The organism is Paraburkholderia sp. WC7.3g, assembly GCF_050436345.1.
GTDB classification, from domain to species: Bacteria; Pseudomonadota; Gammaproteobacteria; order Burkholderiales; family Burkholderiaceae; genus Paraburkholderia; species Paraburkholderia podalyriae.
In genome coordinates, this window is sequence record NZ_JBNDMA010000002.1 from 4,066,490 (window position 1) to 4,083,731 (window position 17,242).

General features: G+C 66.3%; 16 protein-coding genes, 1 pseudogene and 1 riboswitch. Of the genes and pseudogenes, 13 read left to right on the forward strand and 4 right to left on the reverse strand.

Features of this window, described 5'->3' with window-relative positions; translation table 11 throughout:
• Positions 1 to 36 precede the first annotated feature (36 nt).
• A complete protein-coding gene (locus tag OKW43_RS30335) occupies positions 37 to 723 on the forward strand; it encodes an HAD family hydrolase (RefSeq protein WP_187635898.1) in 687 nt (228 codons plus the stop codon).
• Between the two features lie 93 nt (positions 724 to 816).
• On the opposite strand, the gene ribB is transcribed toward OKW43_RS30335, so the two are convergent.
• The gene (gene ribB / locus OKW43_RS30340) at positions 817 to 1,536 is read right to left on the reverse strand and encodes a 3,4-dihydroxy-2-butanone-4-phosphate synthase (protein WP_429451483.1); all 720 of its coding nucleotides are present in this window, start codon (positions 1,534 to 1,536) and stop codon (positions 817 to 819) included.
• A 149-nt stretch (positions 1,537 to 1,685) separates the two neighbouring features.
• A riboswitch (FMN riboswitch) is annotated at positions 1,686 to 1,869 on the reverse strand.
• A 138-nt stretch (positions 1,870 to 2,007) separates the two neighbouring features.
• Complete coding sequence (locus OKW43_RS30345; protein WP_429451485.1) at positions 2,008 to 2,721, reverse strand: helix-turn-helix domain-containing protein; 714 nt, start codon at positions 2,719 to 2,721, stop codon at positions 2,008 to 2,010.
• Between the two features lie 230 nt (positions 2,722 to 2,951).
• Here OKW43_RS30345 and OKW43_RS30350 point away from each other — a divergent pair.
• The 7 genes and pseudogenes from OKW43_RS30350 to lnt all read left to right on the forward strand — a co-directional run.
• Positions 2,952 to 3,194: pseudogene (locus OKW43_RS30350) on the forward strand (LysR substrate-binding domain-containing protein); the annotation flags it as partial.
• Positions 3,195 to 3,367: 173 nt separating this feature from the next.
• On the forward strand, positions 3,368 to 4,753 hold the full coding sequence (miaB, locus tag OKW43_RS30355; RefSeq protein WP_429451487.1) for a tRNA (N6-isopentenyl adenosine(37)-C2)-methylthiotransferase MiaB: 1,386 nt from the start codon (positions 3,368 to 3,370) through the stop codon (positions 4,751 to 4,753).
• 43 nt (positions 4,754 to 4,796) lie between these two features.
• Positions 4,797 to 5,882 (forward strand): PhoH family protein, encoded by a 1,086-nt coding sequence (locus tag OKW43_RS30360; protein ID WP_187635894.1) that lies wholly within the window; start codon positions 4,797 to 4,799, stop codon positions 5,880 to 5,882.
• Positions 5,883 to 5,965: 83 nt separating this feature from the next.
• A complete protein-coding gene (gene ybeY, locus OKW43_RS30365) occupies positions 5,966 to 6,427 on the forward strand; it encodes an rRNA maturation RNase YbeY (protein ID WP_187635893.1) in 462 nt (153 codons plus the stop codon).
• A gap of 54 nt (positions 6,428 to 6,481) precedes the next feature.
• Complete coding sequence (locus OKW43_RS30370) at positions 6,482 to 7,141, forward strand: gamma-glutamylcyclotransferase (protein ID WP_187635892.1); 660 nt, start codon at positions 6,482 to 6,484, stop codon at positions 7,139 to 7,141.
• 219 nt (positions 7,142 to 7,360) lie between these two features.
• Positions 7,361 to 8,266, forward strand: a complete 906-nt coding sequence (locus tag OKW43_RS30375) for an HlyC/CorC family transporter (RefSeq protein ID WP_429451492.1) — start codon at positions 7,361 to 7,363, stop codon at positions 8,264 to 8,266.
• Positions 8,267 to 8,373: 107 nt separating this feature from the next.
• A complete protein-coding gene (gene lnt / locus OKW43_RS30380) occupies positions 8,374 to 10,140 on the forward strand; it encodes an apolipoprotein N-acyltransferase (protein ID WP_429451494.1) in 1,767 nt (588 codons plus the stop codon).
• 93 nt (positions 10,141 to 10,233) lie between these two features.
• Here the strand turns inward: lnt and OKW43_RS30385 are convergent, their stop codons facing one another.
• Positions 10,234 to 10,848: a glutathione S-transferase C-terminal domain-containing protein gene (locus OKW43_RS30385; RefSeq protein ID WP_187635889.1), complete on the reverse strand. Its 615-nt coding sequence runs from the start codon at positions 10,846 to 10,848 to the stop codon at positions 10,234 to 10,236.
• Between the two features lie 212 nt (positions 10,849 to 11,060).
• Here OKW43_RS30385 and OKW43_RS30390 point away from each other — a divergent pair, with 212 nt between their 5' ends.
• The 5 genes from OKW43_RS30390 to purH all read left to right on the forward strand — a co-directional run bounded on the left by OKW43_RS30390 (position 11,061) and on the right by purH (position 16,872).
• Positions 11,061 to 12,479: an aminopeptidase P N-terminal domain-containing protein gene (locus OKW43_RS30390; protein ID WP_429451497.1), complete on the forward strand. Its 1,419-nt coding sequence runs from the start codon at positions 11,061 to 11,063 to the stop codon at positions 12,477 to 12,479.
• A 6-nt stretch (positions 12,480 to 12,485) separates the two neighbouring features.
• Entirely contained in the window at positions 12,486 to 13,757 is a 1,272-nt protein-coding gene (locus OKW43_RS30395; RefSeq protein ID WP_187635887.1) for a UbiH/UbiF/VisC/COQ6 family ubiquinone biosynthesis hydroxylase, read from the forward strand.
• A gap of 187 nt (positions 13,758 to 13,944) precedes the next feature.
• Positions 13,945 to 15,021, forward strand: coding sequence for a tRNA dihydrouridine synthase DusB (dusB, locus tag OKW43_RS30400; protein ID WP_187635886.1), 1,077 nt, complete (start codon positions 13,945 to 13,947; stop codon positions 15,019 to 15,021).
• Entirely contained in the window at positions 15,018 to 15,251 is a 234-nt protein-coding gene (locus tag OKW43_RS30405; RefSeq protein WP_013090496.1) for a Fis family transcriptional regulator, read from the forward strand. Before dusB ends, OKW43_RS30405 begins: the two co-directional genes overlap by 4 nt.
• A 55-nt stretch (positions 15,252 to 15,306) precedes the next feature.
• Positions 15,307 to 16,872, forward strand: a complete 1,566-nt coding sequence (gene purH / locus OKW43_RS30410; protein ID WP_429451500.1) for a bifunctional phosphoribosylaminoimidazolecarboxamide formyltransferase/IMP cyclohydrolase — start codon at positions 15,307 to 15,309, stop codon at positions 16,870 to 16,872.
• 73 nt (positions 16,873 to 16,945) lie between these two features.
• Here purH and OKW43_RS30415 read toward each other — a convergent pair whose 3' ends face one another.
• Complete coding sequence (locus OKW43_RS30415) at positions 16,946 to 17,185, reverse strand: hypothetical protein (protein WP_429451503.1); 240 nt, start codon at positions 17,183 to 17,185, stop codon at positions 16,946 to 16,948.
• Between the last annotated feature and the right edge of the window lie 57 nt (positions 17,186 to 17,242).

The window sequence follows — 17,242 nt, forward strand, 5'->3', positions numbered from 1 at the left end:
GCCGCCCGCGCGCTTTGCGCTTATCGTATTTCAGGCATGATCGACCACCTCATCTGTGACTGCGACGGCGTGCTCGTCGACAGTGAAGTCATCGCCGATCGCGTGATGTTCGACACGCTGACGGCCACCTTCCCCAGCCTCGATTTCGCCCCTGTCGTCAAAACCGCGTTCGGCCAGCAAACCTCGCGCTTTCTCGCCGGCCTCGAAAAGCAGTTCGACATCACGCTGCCCGCTAACTTCCTCGACACGATCGAGCACAACGTCGAGCTCGCGCTCGCCGCGTCGCTCGGTCCTATCCACGGCGTGCGCGACGCGCTGCGACGCGTGACGCTGCCGGCCGCGGTCGTGTCGAACAGCCGCATCACGCGCGTCGCCGCATCGGTACGGCGCGCCGGTTTGCAGCAGATTTTCGGCGAGCGCGTGTTCAGCGCCGAGCAGGTCGCGCGGCCGAAGCCGTATCCCGACGTCTATCTGTTTGCGGCCACGACGCTCGGCGTCGAGCCGGCGCGCTGCCTCGTCGTCGAGGACAGCGTCGCGGGTCTGAACGCGGCGCGCGCGGCCGGCATGAAGACGATCGCGTTCGTCGGCGCGAGCCATATTCCGGACGGCTATGCCGACGCGCTGCGCGCGATGGGCATCACGCGAATCATCAAGCACATGGATGAGCTGCCGGCGCTCATCGAGGCGGGCGTGCGCGGCGAGTTTGGCGACGTGCAGTCGTAGCGGTTTTTGCAAGGCCAATCAAAAGCCGGTTCTTCTTCCGCAGAACCGGCTTTTTGCGTAATGGCGTCGCGTGCCGCGCCAGGGGGACGGCCGTCAAGCCTCGACCATCGCGCCCTCGCGCGCCCGCGCGAGCGCCTCGCGAAACTCGACCAGCTCGGCGATGGTCAGCATCGGCAGATCGTGTTGCGCGGCGAAGCGCTCCACGTCCGCGCCGCGCGTCATCGTGCCGTCGGCGTTCATCAGCTCGCACAGCACGCCGGCCGGCCTCAGGCCCGCGAGGATCGCGAGATCGACGGTGCCTTCAGTGTGGCCGCGTCGCGCGAGAACCCCGCCCGGCATCGCGCGCAGCGGGAACACGTGACCGGGGCGCACGATGTCGGCGGGTTTGGCCGTATCGGCGATCGCCGCGCGGATCGTCGTCACGCGATCCTGCGCGGACACGCCGGTGCTAACGCCTTCGCGCGCTTCGATCGACACCGTGAACGCAGTGCCGTGACGGCTTTCGTTGTTGATGGCCATCGGCGGCAGTTCGAGCGCGCGGATCTTGTCGTCGGGCAGACACAGACACACGATGCCGCTGCATTCGCGGATCAGCAGCGCCATCGTTTCGATCGACAGACGCTCGGCCGCAACGATCAGATCGGCTTCGTTCTCGCGGTCGTGGTCGTCCTGCAGCACCACGGCGCGACCGTCGCGCAGCGCCTGCAAGGCAGCGGCGATACGCGGCGGAACGGCTTCGGTGGCGAGCAGCGGGAGATCGGCGAAGGCATCGTCTGCCATCGTCGACGGAGTGGGAAAAGTTGCAAAGGACATGGTGTTGAAACGCTCATCGCAAAGGTTGGGCGAGAAACGTTTCAGGGCATTGCAAATAGACAAGGACGCGCCGCCGGGCACCGCGCGAAAGCGGGCGCTCATCCGCCGCCTCAGTGACAGGCGGCGCCGCGGAACGCAGATGACCATCTGCACATCTTCTTCCATCCGGACTATGACCGTCGGCTCTGGCTTCTGACCAGATCTGCTGACCCCGCCGCTGCCTCCGATATGCCGAAGACCGCTCGATGCGGGCGCTCGCGGGCTTGCCGGCTCACGCTGTCGCGCTGCCGGCCTACCGCCGGTGGGGAATTTCACCCCGCCCTGAAGACGCACTGATTGCCGGTTCGACCGGCCGGCGAAGCATACAACAGCCGCGCCGGAGCTGCAGCGCGGCAAACAAAGACCCTACTCGCGGCGTTGGACCTGCATCAACGCGCTGAGCGGCGCCGGGACCTCGCGCGCCGTCGATCCTCAACCCGGCACGCCTTCGCGCGCGGCTTCATCGCGTGCGGCGCCGGCGGCCGGCACATCCCAGCGCGGCGGCGTCTCCGCTCGCAGCGTCACGCGAAACGCGCGCGCCTCGGTGTCGCCGGGATTGCGCAGGCTGTGCGGCTGGTCGGCGTCGAACACGATCGCGTCGCCGGTCGCGAGCAACTGGCGCTGGTCGTGCACGCTGACTTCGAGCGTGCCGTCGCTGACCACCAGATTCACCGTCGTGCCAGGCGCGCGGCGAATGCCCGCCTCCGTATGCAGCGGCGCGATGCGCAGCTCGTGAAACTCGGCGGCGATCGACTCGTCGTCGGGATACAGCGGCCGCACCGAGTAGCGTCCGTTCGCGCTGACGACGCGTGCCGAGCGCTCGGCCGGCAGATGCTCGAAACCGTTGGTCGCGTGACGCCGCAGAAAAGCCGCCACCGACACCTTCAGCGCCGCCGCCACCTTGCACAGCACCTTGATCGACGGCACGCTGCGCGCCGACTCGATCTGCGCGAGCATCGCGCGCGACACGCCGGACGCACGCGCCAGCGCATCGAGCGAAAGCTGCCGTTCGGCGCGCAGTCGCGCCAGATTCACGCCGACCAGCTGTTCGAGCGCATCGAAGGGTTCGGCGGAGCGCGGCGCCGCATCGGTATCGACATCGGCATCGGCGGAGGGATCGCGGACCAGCGCGAGCGGGGAATGCATATTGGCCTCCAGAGCGCCGCCGGGCGGCGCAAGAGCAGTGAGTGGAAGCAAGATAGCATCGGCTTTGGCCGCGCCCAACGAAGTTATCTTCACACTGTTATCAGCATGGCGGAGGCAAGCAACTGACAACTCGCGCGCGCTGCGCGAGGGCCGACGCCCGCACCCACGGCAAGAGCGCCCGGCGATGTCGACAGAAGATTGCCGGGCGGTATCAGGCTCGGCGGTGACGATTGCACTGGCTCGACGAATTCAACGCGCGATACCCGCAAGTGACGTTCGCGTTGACGCTGACGGATGCGCTGGCGAACCTCGTGCAGGAGGATATCGATCTGGCGATCCGCTTCGGTGTACCGCAAGACAGCTCGCTGGTCGCGCGCCGGCTCGCGCCGAACCGGCGGGTGCGGTGCGCATCGCCGGAATACATCGCGCGTCGCGGCGAGCCGAAGGAGAGCTGGAAAGCTTGCTGGGACTGCCGCCGGACCGACCGATGAGCACCAAAACCCCCGCAGCATGAAGGGCTATAATATGCAGTTCCGCTGCGAAGACATGCGCAAACCGGGCTCCACGCGCCGCGCTGCCCCGCACCGCGGCCTCCTTCACCTTTTTGCGACGCCCCCAGATTAATCACTGCGACCGGCGAAATTCGATGACCAAGAAAGTTTATGTAAAGACCTTTGGCTGCCAGATGAACGAGTACGACTCCGACAAGATGGTCGACGTGCTCGGTGCCGCTGAAGGACTCGTCAAGACCGACACGCCGGAAGACGCCGACGTGATCCTGTTCAACACCTGTTCGGTGCGCGAAAAAGCACAGGAAAAAGTCTTCTCCGACCTCGGCCGCGTGCGCGAGCTGAAGGACGCGAATCCGGATCTGATCATTGGCGTCGGCGGCTGCGTGGCGAGCCAGGAAGGTGCATCGATCGTCGCGCGCGCGCCGTACGTGGATATCGTGTTCGGTCCGCAAACGCTGCACCGCCTGCCCCAAATGATCGACGAGCGCCGCGCGAGCGGCCGCGCGCAAGTGGATATTTCGTTCCCCGAAATCGAGAAGTTCGATCACCTGCCGCCCGCGCGCGTCGAAGGTCCGAGCGCATTCGTGTCGATCATGGAAGGCTGCAGCAAGTACTGCAGCTATTGCGTCGTACCGTACACGCGCGGCGAGGAAGTGTCGCGTCCGCTCGACGACGTGCTGACCGAAATCGCCGGTCTCGCCGACCAGGGCGTGCGCGAAGTCACGCTGCTCGGCCAGAACGTGAACGCTTATCGGGGAAAATTCGGCGGCGCGCCGACACTCGGCTCGACCGAGATCGCCGACTTCGCGACGCTGATCGAATACGTCGCCGACATCCCCGGCATCGAACGGATCCGCTATACGACGTCGCACCCGAAGGAATTCACGCAGCGCCTGATCGACACCTACGCGAAGGTGCCCAAGCTCGTCAGCCACCTTCACCTGCCGGTGCAACACGGCTCCGATCGCATCCTGATGGCGATGAAGCGCGGCTACACCGTGCTCGAATACAAGTCCGTGATCCGCAAGCTGCGCGCGATCCGCCCGGACCTGTCGCTGTCGACGGATATGATCGTCGGCTTCCCCGGCGAGACCGAGGAAGACTTCGCGAAGTTGATGGCGCTCGTGGATGAGATGAAGTACGACACGAGCTTCTCGTTCGTCTACAGCCCGCGTCCCGGCACGCCGGCCGCGAACCTGCACGACGACACGCCGCGCGAGGTGAAGCTGAAGCGTCTGCAGCATCTGCAGGCCACGATCGAAGAGAACGTGCGGCGCATCAGCGACGCGATGGTCGGCAAGGTCGAGCGCATTCTGGTCGAGCGCCCGGCGCGCAAAGATCCGAACGAGCTCGCCGGCCGCACCGAAAACAACCGCGTCGTCAATTTCCCGGTGCCGGTCGCGTCGCATGCACGGCTGATCGGCCAGATGGTCGACGTGAAGATCGTGCGCGCGTATCCGCACTCGCTGCGTGGCGAACTCGTGATGATTCACGACGACAGCGCCGCCACGACGCACTGAACGACATTCCGAGTACCGCAACCGACAGGATCGACTCACCGCCTTGAAGACCGCTCAGCAGCATCTGGAATTCACCGCACCGCGCGAAGACAACGCGCGGCTCGCCAACCTCTGCGGACCGCTCGATGAAAATCTGCGGCAGATCGAGCAGGCGCTCGACGTGATCCTGCAGCGTCGCGGCCATCGCATCACGATCCGCGGGCGCGGCGCGAAACTCGCGCTCACCGCGCTCGAAAACTTCTACAACAGCGCGCGCGAGCCTTTGTCGGTCGACGACATCCAGCTCGCGCTCGTCGAAGTGCGCCATCCGGCGCGCCATCGGCCGAACGGCAACGGCAACGCCAGTGGCGACGACGCCGTCGAGCCGCGCTTGAACGGCAACCCCGATCATCCGTTCGACCAGCCCGCCGATACCAACGCGAGCGAAGACGACTTCGAGGAATACGGCCCGAAGCTGTACACGCGGCGCGCGGATCTGCGCGGCCGCACGCCGGCGCAGCGCGAGTACCTGAAGCAGATCGTGTCGTACGACGTCACGTTCGGCGTCGGCCCGGCCGGCACCGGCAAGACCTACCTCGCGGTGGCCTGCGCGGTCGACGCGCTCGAGCGCGACCAGGTCAAGCGCATCGTGCTGACGCGCCCGGCCGTCGAAGCGGGCGAGCGGCTCGGCTTTTTGCCGGGCGATCTCGCGCAGAAGGTCGATCCGTATCTGCGCCCGCTCTACGACGCGCTGTACGACCTGCTCGGTTTCGACAAGACCGCGAAGATGTTCGAGCGGCAGATGATCGAAATCGCGCCGCTCGCGTACATGCGCGGCCGCACGCTGAATCACGCGTTCATCATCCTCGACGAGGCGCAGAACACCACGCCCGAACAGATGAAGATGTTCCTGACCCGGATCGGCTTCGGCTCGAAGGCGGTTGTCACCGGCGACACGACCCAGGTCGATCTGCCGCGCGGCCAGAAGAGCGGGCTGATCGAAGCGCAGCAGGTGCTCGCGAACGTGCGCGGCATCGCGCTCACGCGTTTCACGAGCGCGGACGTGGTGCGCCATCCGCTGGTCGCGCGAATTGTGGAGGCGTACGATGCGCATTCGCAGAAGACGGCGACTCCGGGCGATCCGCGCTAGAGCGATGCGCTTCGCCACGCGAGGCGCAATCCGGTACGCCGCAAAAGAGCGCTTAAGCCACGACCGCCACGCACAGACACCGCATGAGCCGCACCCCGAAACTGACGTTGACCCTGCAATTCCCCGCCGCCAAAACCTGGCCGGAACACAAGACGCTGCTACCACGCGCGACGGTGGCCGGCTGGATCAAGGGGGCACTCTTCGCGGACGGCGAACTGACCGTGCGTTTCGTCGACGCGGAAGAAGGCCGCACGTTGAACCGCACCTATCGCGGCAAGGACTACGCGACCAACGTGCTGACCTTCGCCTATGCCGAATCGGAAGATGAACCGGTCACCGGCGATCTGATCCTGTGCTGCCCGGTGGTCGAGAAGGAAGCCGCCGAGCAGGGCAAGCCGCTGGCCGCGCATTACGCGCATCTGCTCGTGCACGGCACGCTGCACGCGCAGGGCTACGACCACGACGTCGAACAAGAAGCCGAGGAAATGGAAGCGCTCGAAACCGAAATCCTCGGCAAGCTCGGCTTTCCGGACCCTTATCGATAGGCGTCCTGCGTCGCGGCCTCACCCCTCCTCCACGCCAGCCCGATCGAACCCACCGTGAGCACTCCGTCCCCCGAAGCCGATACCCCCGTGCGCTGTCCGGACTACCCGCCGGTGCTCGGCGAATCGCGGCTTCTGACGGACGACGAACTGCGCGCGTCGCTTGAATCCACACTGCGCGGCTGGGACCGCAATAGCGATCTGTGGCTGTTCGGCTATGGCTCGCTGATCTGGAATCCGGGACTGTCCACCGTCGAGTCGATGCGCTCGAAGGTGCACGGCTATCACCGTGGCCTCTATCTGTGGTCGCGCGTGAATCGCGGCACGCCCGAGCAGCCCGGCCTCGTGCTTGCGCTCGATCGCGGCGGCTCGTGCACCGGCATGGCGTTCCGGCTCGCAGCCGCCGGCTCGATGCCGCATCTGGAAGCACTGTGGCGCCGTGAAATGCCGATGGGTTCGTACCGTCCCGCGTGGCTGCCGTGCGTGCTCGCCGATGGCCGGCGCGTCGACGCGCTCGCATTCGTGATGCGCCGCGACGTGCCGAGCTACACCGGCAAGCTGCGCGACGACATCATCCAGACCGTGCTGGGCTGCGCGAGCGGCCGCTACGGCACGACGTTCGATTACGTGAGCCGCACCGTGCATGCGCTGCGCGAAAGCGGCATGCCGGACCGCGCGCTCGAAGCGCTGCTCGCGCGCTGCAAGCCGGCGGCGTGACCGCGGCGGCTCCGCAAAAACCCCACCCGCGACTTTTTTGCCCGCGAGCGCTTTTGCCCGCGTAATCGGTTAGGATGGTTCCACGCTTCGCCGTCGCGGCGCGGCCGATTCACCCTGGCTTCGCTCATCGCCCGGCCCGGCGGGACACGGTTCCGCCATGTGCCTGGTGTATCCTTAATGCTCTGCAACAGCGCGCCCAGTCTCGCCGGGCGCACTACCATGAACGACACGTATCCCAGTCGACGCCATACCGGACGCCAACCCGACAAACCGCAGGAAAAGCGCTCGCTGCTCGAGCGCCTGACCGACTTCATCTCGCCCGAGCCCGACTCGCGCGCCGAACTTCTGGAAATTCTTCAGGACGCGCACGAACGCAACCTGATCGACGCCGACTCGTTGTCGATGATCGAAGGCGTGTTCCAGGTGTCGGAACTGAGCGCACGCGACATCATGGTGCCGCGCGCGCAAATGGACGCGATCAACATCGCGGACAATCCCGCTGAATTCATCCCCTACGTGCTGGAGAAGGCGCATTCGCGCTATCCGGTCTTCGAGGGCAATCGCGACAACATCATCGGCGTGCTGCTCGCGAAAGATTTGCTGCGCTATTACGCCGAAGAAGAGTTCGACGTGCGCGGCATGCTGCGCCCGGCTGTGTTCATCCCCGAGTCGAAGCGGCTGAACGTGCTGCTGCACGACTTCCGCGTGAACCGCAACCACCTCGCGGTGGTCGTCGACGAATACGGCGGCGTTGCGGGCCTGATCACGATCGAGGACGTGCTGGAGCAGATCGTCGGCGACATCGAGGACGAATACGATTTCGACGAGGAAAGCGGCAACATCATCGCGTCGCCGGACGGACGCTTCCGCGTGCGCGCGCTGACCGAGATCGAGCAGTTCAACGACAGCTTCGGCACGCATTACTCGGACGACGAAGTCGACACGATCGGCGGGCTGGTCACGCATCACTTCGGCAGGGTGCCGCATCGCGGCGAGAAGGTCCGCCTCGACGACCTGATCTTCGAGATCCTGCGCGGCGACGCCCGCCAGGTTCACATGCTGCTGGTGCGCCGCGACCCGCTCGCGGGTCAGCGCGAGCGGGAAACGCAGCACGAGCAGACCTGAGCCGGTGGCTCGGGCCGAGGCACGGCCTGCGCGCCCGCGCACTTTCTTGCGTGCGCAGCTGCTTACTGATTTGACCTTTTCAACTTCCGACCGCCGACCGCGCAACAATGGCCGACCCGATCACTTCCCATTCGCAACGCGGCGTGAGCACCCCCGCTGCCGCCCCCACCGACAACGGCACGCGCAGCCGCGCGCTGCCGCGCTGGCACTACCTCGTCGCACTGGCCGCGGGCGCGGCCAATACGCTGTCGTTCGCGCCGACGCCGCACGGCGGCTGGCTGCAACTCGCGATCTTCGTGTTCTTCTTCGCGTGGCTCACGCGCAGTACCGGCTGGAAAAGCGCCGCGCTGACAGGCGGCGCGTTCGGCTTCGGCAACTTCGTGAGCGGCGTCTGGTGGCTGTATGTGAGCATGCACTACTACGGCGGCATGCCGGCGCCGCTCGCCGGCACGGCGCTGGTGCTGTTCTCGCTCTACCTCGCCGTTTATCCGGCGCTCGCCGCGGGGGTATGGTCGTTCTGCGCGGGCCATGCGCAGAACAGCGCGGCCGACGAGCGCGCGCCGCTCTCACCCTTCGCGCCGACCTGGCACGGCGCGCTGGCCTTTGCCAGCGCGTGGGCGATCGGCGAATGGTTGCGCGGCACGATATTCACCGGCTTTCCGTGGCTCGCCACCGGTTATGCGCAGGTCGACGGCCCGTTCGCGGGGTTTGCGCCAGTGGTCGGCGTGTACGGCGTCGGCTGGATGGTCGCGCTGACGGCCGCGTTGATCGTGCAGGCGTTGCTGGCGCTGCTGCCGTCGTGGCGCTCCCGGCGTGCAAACGAATCGCGCGATCCGAGCGCCAGCGCCGATCATGACGCCGGCGGCCGCGCCGCGCGAGGCCGCGCCCCGCGCGTCGCCCCGCTCGCCGTACCTGCCGGCGTCGCGCTCGCGCTGATCGTGATCGGCCTGCTGCTGCCGCTGGTGCAATGGACCACGCCCGCCAACGCGGCGCTGTCGGTGCGTCTGCTGCAAGGCAACGTGAAGCAGGAGATGAAGTTCGAGGAAGCCGGCATGCGCGCGGCGATCGACGAGTATCAGCAGATGATTACGTCGAAGCCGGCCGATCTGATCGTCACACCGGAAACCGCAATCCCCGTGCTCGCGCAGCAACTGCCGCCGAACTTCGCGGCGGCGATCCGCCGGTTCACCGATTCGACCGGCAGCGCGCTGCTGTTCGGCGCGATCGGCGGCACGATCACGCCGGACGGACGGGTGGTCGATTACACCAACAGCCTGTTCGGCGTCACGCCCGGCTCGCACGAGATCTATCGCTACGACAAGCACCATCTGGTGCCGTTCGGCGAATTCGTGCCGTGGGGCTTCCGCTGGTTCGTGAACCTGATGAATATTCCGCTCGGCGACTTCTTCCGCGGGCCGCCGGTGCAAAAGCCGTTCATGGTGCATAACCAGCCGGTCGCGGTGAACATCTGCTACGAGGACATCTTCGGCGAGGAGATCGCGCGCACGCTGCGCGAGAACGCGACGCCCGCCGGCGTGCTGATCAATGCGACCAATCTCGCATGGTTCGGCGACACGATCGCGCTCGACCAGCATCTGCAGATTGCGCGCATGCGCTCGCTCGAAACCGGCCGGCCGATGCTGCGCGCGACCAACACCGGCATGACCGCCGCGATCGACGCGAACGGCCGCGTGATCGGGCGCCTGACGCCGTACACGGTCGGCTCGCTCGACGTAACGGTGCAAGGCACCTCGGGCAACACGCCCTACGTGACGAGCGGCAACAACACGGTGCTCGCGGTGTCGGCGCTGCTGCTCGCGTTCGGTTTCGCGTTCGGACCGGGAATCGCGCGGCGACGCAACGGCAAGCGGTAACGCCAACGCCAACGCCAACGCCAAACGAACGACACCCGCAAAAAAATGCGCCTGACATGCAGGCGCATTTTTTTTATGCTCATCCGAGCTTCATCAATCCTTCGGCACTGTATCGATGAACGACTGCCGCAGCGACAGCTTCTGGAAGTGCTTGTCCAGGTTCGGATGCGCTTCGCGCCAGTTCAGCTGCGGCATACGGAAGTCCAGATAACCGAGCGCGCAGCCCACCGCAATGTCGGCCAGCGTGTAGTGATTGCTCGCGCACCACGGCTTGCTGCCGAGCCCCTGCGACATCGCGATCAGCGCTTCGTCGATCTTGCGCTGCTGTCGCGCGACCCATGCGTCCACGCGCTGCTCGGGCGCGCGCTGCGTGCCTTCAAGACGGATCAGCACGGCCGCGTCGAGCACGCCGTCGGCGAGCGCTTCCCAGCAGCGGACCTCGACGCGCTCGCGCCCCGACGGCGGAATCAGCTTGCCGACCGGCGACAGCGTATCGACGTATTCGCAGATCACCCGCGAATCGAACACGGCCTCGCCGTCTTCCATCACGAGGCACGGCACCTTGCCGAGCGGATTGAAGGTGTGAATCCGGGTATCCGGCGCCCAGACGTTCTCGGGCACCAGTTCGTAGTCGATCTTCTTGTCGGCGAGCACGATACGCGCTTTGCGCACGTACGGGCTGCCGAACGAACCGATGAGTTTCATCATGACCTTCTGCCTTTTTCTGAATCCGGCGAAAGTATAAGTGGTCCAAGGCGTTCACGAACGTGCCGTCAACGTCTTCCCGAACTGCCCGCCGACCCGCTGTGGACGGATTGCAACATGATGGCGGCCGCCACGCCGTCGGGATCCGCACAAAGCGAGTCGAATGTAGCGCGCGGAGAATAGGGCCTGCAGAATCGCGGCGCTACAATCGCACGATGAACCAGCCGACCGAACCCACCATCGCCATCGACGTCTACCGCACGCGCCGCGAGCGCGTTCTCGCCGCGCTGCGCGCCGCGGGTGGCGGCGTCGCCCTCGTCCCGACCGCGCCGGAAGCGCTGCGCAACCGCGACGCCGACTACCCGTACCGCCACGACAGCTACTTCTATTATCTGACCGGCTTCACCGAGCCCGAAGCGCTGCTCGTGCTCGACGCCAGCGCCGCGCCCGGCGCGCCCGCGTCGATCCTGTTCTGCCGCGACAAGAACGTCGAGCGCGAGACATGGGAAGGCTTCCGCTTCGGCCCCAACGGCGCGCGCGAAGCGTTCGGGCTCGACGCCGCGTTCCCGATCGGCGAGCTCGACACGCAGTTGCCGCGCATCATCGCGGACCAGCCGGCGCTGCACTACGCGCTCGGTACGTCGGCACATTTCGATGAACAGGTGCGCGGCTGGCTCGACGCGGTGCGTGCGCAAAGCCGGAGCGGCACCGTCGCGCCCACGTCCGCGCGCGACCTGCTGCCATTGCTCGACGAGATGCGGCTCGTCAAGGACGACCACGAACTCGCGATCATGCGCCGCGCGGGGCAGATTTCAGCGGCCGCGCATCGTCGCGCGATGGCGGCGTGCCGGCCCGGCATCCGCGAATACGAGCTCGAGGCCGAACTGCTCTACACGTTCCGCAAGTTCGGCGCGCAGGCGCCGGCCTATACGTCGATCGTCGCGGCGGGCGCGAACGCGTGCGTGCTGCACTACCCGGCCGGCAACGCGATCACGCGCGACGGCGACCTGATCCTGATCGACGCGGCCTGCGAACTCGACGGCTACGCGTCCGACATCACGCGCACCTTTCCGGCGAGCGGCCGTTTCACGCCAGCGCAGCGCGAGCTCTACGACATCGTGCTGGCCGCGCAGCAGGCCGCCGTCGATGCGACGCGCGCCGGCGCGAGCTTCGACGATCCGCACCAGGCCGCGCTGCGCGTGCTGTCGCAGGGGCTCCTCGACACCGGCATCGTGCCGCGCGCGAAGTTCGCATCAGTCGACGACGTGATCGCCGAGCGCGGCTATGCGCCGTACTACATGCACCGCACCGGCCACTGGCTCGGCATGGACGTGCACGACTGCGGCGACTACCGCGAGCGCGGCGCGCCGCGCGACGAGGCGGGCGCGCTGCCTTGGCGCACGCTGCGCGCGTCGATGACGCTGACGATCGAGCCGGGCCTGTACGTCCGCCCGACCGAGGGTGTGCCCGAGCGCTACTGGAACATCGGCATTCGCATCGAGGACGACGCGATCGTCACGCCGACCGGCTGCGAGCTGATCACGCGCGACGTGCCGGTCGCCGCCGACGAGATCGAGGCGCTAATGCAGGAAGCGCGCACGGCCCATCAAGCGTCTCACCAGGCGAGGACCTGAGTCACGATGAACGAAGCCTCTCCATCGGCGGTGATCCTGAGGCCCGCCTCCCACCAGCACGGGTTCGATTTCGACGTGACGATCGTCGGCGCCGGGCCGGTCGGCCTTGCGCTCGCCGGCTGGCTCGCGCGCCGCAGCGTGACGCGCGAGCTGAAGATCGCGCTCGTCGACGCGCGCGAGCCGGAAGACTCGATCGCCGATCCGCGCGCGATCGCGGTCTCGCACGGCAGCCGGATGATCCTCGAGCCGCTGCGCTGGCCCGCCGACGCCACCGCGATCGAGCGCATCCACGTGTCACAGCGCGGTCATTTCGGCCGTACGCTGATCGATCATCGCGAGCACGGGCTGCCCGCGCTCGGCTACGTGCTGCGCTACGGCTCGATCGTGCACGGCCTCGCCGACGCCGTGCATGCGACGCCGGTCCACTGGTTCCGCTCGACGTCGGCCGGCGCGCCGGTTCAGGAACTCGACGGCGTCACGCTGCCGATCGCCACCGCGGGCGTCGCGCGCCGGTTGCGCACGCGGATTCTGGTGAACGCCGAGGGCGGGCTGTTCGGCGATCAGAAGCACGCGAAAAACGTCAGCCGCGCCACGGACGAAGACGCCGGCGCACGCAACATCGCCAAACACAACGCCGGCTCGCGCGACTACGGCCAGACCGCGCTGGTCGGCACGGTCACCGTGTCCGCGCCGCAGCCGCACGTCGCATGGGAGCGCTTCACGTCGCAAGGTCCGATCGCGCTGCTGCCGATGGGCGGCGTGCGCGGCGCCGACTACGCGCTCGTCTGGTGCTGCGCGCCCGACGAAGCCGCGCGTCGCGCCCAGCTCTCCGACCAGGCGTTCCTGCGCGAGCTCGACGCCGCGTTCGGCGATCGCATGGGCCGCTTTACGCACATCAAGGGACGCGCATCGTTCCCGCTCGGTCTGAACACGGTCGACACGCTCGTGAATGGCCACATCGTCGCGATCGGCAATGCGGCGCAGACGTTGCATCCGGTCGCCGGCCAGGGCCTCAATCTGGGCTTGCGCGACGCGCACGCGCTCGTCGATGCGCTGTCGGCCGAAGGCCCGACCCCGCTCGCGCTCGCGACCTTCGCGCAACGCCGGGCGCTCGACCGGCGCCTGACGATCGGCTCGACCGATACGCTCGCGCGCCTGTTCACCATCGACTTCGCGCCGCTCGCGGTACTGCGCGGCCTCGCGCTGACCGCACTCGAATTCGTCCCGCCGGTGAAAGCCGCGCTCGCCCGGCAGATGATGTTCGGCCAGCGCCGCTAGGCGAGCAAAGCGCGGCGCGGCTCTATGAGCTGCGCGACTTTCATAGAAGATTTAACGGGTTACGAGCTTCAGTTGGCGAGTCCCGATAAGCCGTTAACGCTAAAATACCCGTTTTCCCTCGCATTTCGCGCTGCGCCGGCTGTCACGATTGTCAAATCCTGACCTGTCGCCGGCGCGCGCTCACGCCATGCCTACTCTCGGCTCCCATCATCTGCGTAACAACCTGTTCGTCGCCCCAATGGCCGGCGTGACCGACCGGCCGTTCCGCCAGCTGTGCAAACGGCTCGGCGCGGGCTACGCGGTCTCGGAAATGGTCGCGTCGAACGCGCAGTTGTGGAAGAGCGAAAAGACCATGCGCCGCGCCAATCACGAAGGCGAGGTCGAGCCGATCGCGGTGCAGATCGCCGGCGCGGACCCGGACATGATGGCCGAGGCCGCCCGCTACAACGTCGCGAACGGCGCACAGATCATCGACATCAACATGGGCTGCCCGGCCAAGAAGGTCTGCAACGTCGCGGCCGGCTCGGCGCTGCTGCAGAACGAACCGCTGGTGCAGCGTATCGTCGAGGCGGTCGTCAACGCGGTCGGCGTCGGGCCCGACGCGGTGCCCGTCACGCTGAAAATCCGCACCGGCTGGAATCGCGAGAACAAGAACGCGCTGAACGTCGCGCGTCTCGCGCAAGCGGCGGGCATTTCGATGCTGACCGTGCACGGCCGCACGCGCGCCGACCTGTACCACGGCGACGCCGAGTACGAAACCATCGCAGCGGTAAAGGCGGCGGTGCGCATTCCGGTGGTCGCGAACGGCGACATCACATCACCGCAAAAGGCGCGCGAGGTGCTCGCCGCGACCGGCGCGGACGCGATCATGATCGGGCGTGCCGCGCAGGGCCGTCCGTGGCTGTTCCGCGAGATCGAGCATTTCCTGCAAACGGGCGAGCTGCTGCCGCCGCCGCGCATCGACGAAATCCAGCAGGTCATGAACGAACATCTCGAAGATCACTACGCCTTTTACGGGGAATTTACCGGTGTTCGCACTGCGCGCAAGCACATCGGCTGGTACACTCGCGGCCTTTCCGGCGCCAACCTGTTCCGGCATCGCATGAATACGCTGGACACCACGCGCGAACAGCTCCTCGCCGTCAACGAGTTCTTTGACGCGCAAAAGGCGATCTCAGACCGCCTCGTCTACGTCGACGAAGCGCCCGGCAACCCCGGGCTCGACAGCGAGAGCGAGGACAACACCGACCGACTAGCAGCATGAGCAAGAACAATATCGAACAATCTGTCCGCGACAGCCTGGACGTGTATTTCCAGGATCTCGACGGCTCCAATCCGCACGACGTCTACGACATGGTTATTTCGTGCGTGGAAAAACCCTTGCTCGAAGTGGTGCTCGAGCAGGCCAACGGTAACCAGTCGCTGGCCGCCGAGTATCTCGGCATCAACCGCAATACGCTGCGCAAGAAGCTGCAACAACACGGTTTGCTGTAGCGCGATGTAGTTTCTGCGCCCTGCCACGTTTCCCCTTCGGCTTTTCGTCTTCATCATGATCAAGCAAGCGCTCATCTCCGTTTCCGACAAGTCCGGCATCGTCGACTTCGCCAAATCGCTGTCGGACCTCGGCATCAAGATTCTGTCGACCGGCGGCACCGCGAAACTGCTCGCGGACGCGGGCCTGTCCGTCACCGAAGTCGCCGACTACACAGGCTTCCCGGAAATGCTCGACGGGCGCGTGAAAACATTGCATCCGAAGGTGCACGGCGGCATCCTCGCGCGCCGCGATCTGCCCGAGCACATGGCCGCGCTTGAGAAGCACGACATTCCGACCATCGACCTGCTGGTGGTGAACCTGTACCCGTTCGTGCAGACCGTGTCGAAGGAAGAGTGCTCGCTCGGGGACGCAATCGAGAACATCGACATCGGCGGCCCGACGATGCTGCGCTCGGCCGCGAAGAATCACCGCGACGTGACGGTGGTGGTCGATCCGGCCGACTACGCGGTCGTGCTCGACGAAATGCGCGCGAACGGCAACACGGTGTCGTACAAGACGAACTTCCGCCTCGCGACCAAGGTGTACGCGCACACCGCGCAGTACGACGGCGCGATCACGAACTACCTGACGAGCCTGACCGACGAATTGAAGCACTCGTCGCGCAACCAATACCCGGCTACCTTCAACATGGCGTTCGAAAAGGTCCAGGACCTGCGCTACGGCGAAAACCCGCACCAGAGCGCGGCGTTCTACCGCGACCTGACGGTGCCGGCCGGCGCGCTCGCCAACTTCAACCAGTTGCAGGGCAAGGAACTGTCGTACAACAACATCGCCGACTCCGACGCGGCGTGGGAATGCGTGAAGACCTTCGACGTGTCGGCCTGCGTGATCGTCAAGCATGCGAATCCGTGCGGCGTCGCGATCGGCGCGAACGCGCACGAAGCGTATTCGAAGGCGTTCCAGACCGATCCGACCTCGGCCTTCGGCGGCATCATCGCGTTCAACCGGGAAGTCGACGAAACGGCCGCGCAAGCGGTCGCGAAGCAGTTCGTCGAAGTGCTGATCGCACCATCGTTCAGCGCGGAAGCGCGTCAGGTGTTCGCGGTGAAGCAGAACGTGCGTCTGCTCGAAATCGCGCTGGGCGAAGGCCATAACACGTTCGATCTGAAACGCGTCGGCGGCGGCCTGCTGGTGCAGTCGCTCGACTCGAAGAACGTTCAGCCGCGCGAACTGCGCGTCGTCACGAAGCGTCATCCGACGCCGAAGGAAATGGACGACCTGCTGTTCGCATGGCGCGTCGCGAAGTACGTGAAGTCGAACGCGATCGTGTTCTGCGGGAACGGCATGACGCTCGGCGTCGGCGCGGGCCAGATGAGCCGCGTGGACTCGGCGCGGATCGCGAGCATCAAGGCGCAGAACGCGGGTCTTACGCTGAACGGTTCGGCGGTCGCATCGGACGCGTTCTTCCCGTTCCGCGACGGTCTCGACGTGGTCGTCGCGGCAGGCGCGACCTGCGTGATCCAGCCGGGCGGCTCGGTGCGTGACGACGAAGTGGTCGGCGCCGCCGACGAGCACAACATCGCGATGCTGCTGACGGGCGTGCGTCACTTCCGTCATTGATTGGCCGAGCTTCGGTAGCGGCAAGAAAGGCCCGGCGGGTTATCCCGCCGGGCCTTCTGTTTTGGGACGACGCTCAATCGTCCGGCTCTTTGCGCGCGTAACCGTCCCGCACTTGCGCATGCTGGCTAATGTACGTGCCCAAACCCTGTCCGCGCCGCGCGAGTCGCTTTAGCACCGCGACATGTCCGGCGCCGAGACTCGCCTCTGTGTACCAATACACGACGCCCGGCCGAAAGCGCACCTTGATGAAATCGTCGCCAATTTCGTAGGCGTCGACGCCCGAGTCGCCGCTGAGGTTGCGGTAGCGCTCCATTCTCGATCGCCTCCTTGCGCAAAGCCCTGGCCGCTTTTATTCCGCCAGGCATGCGGC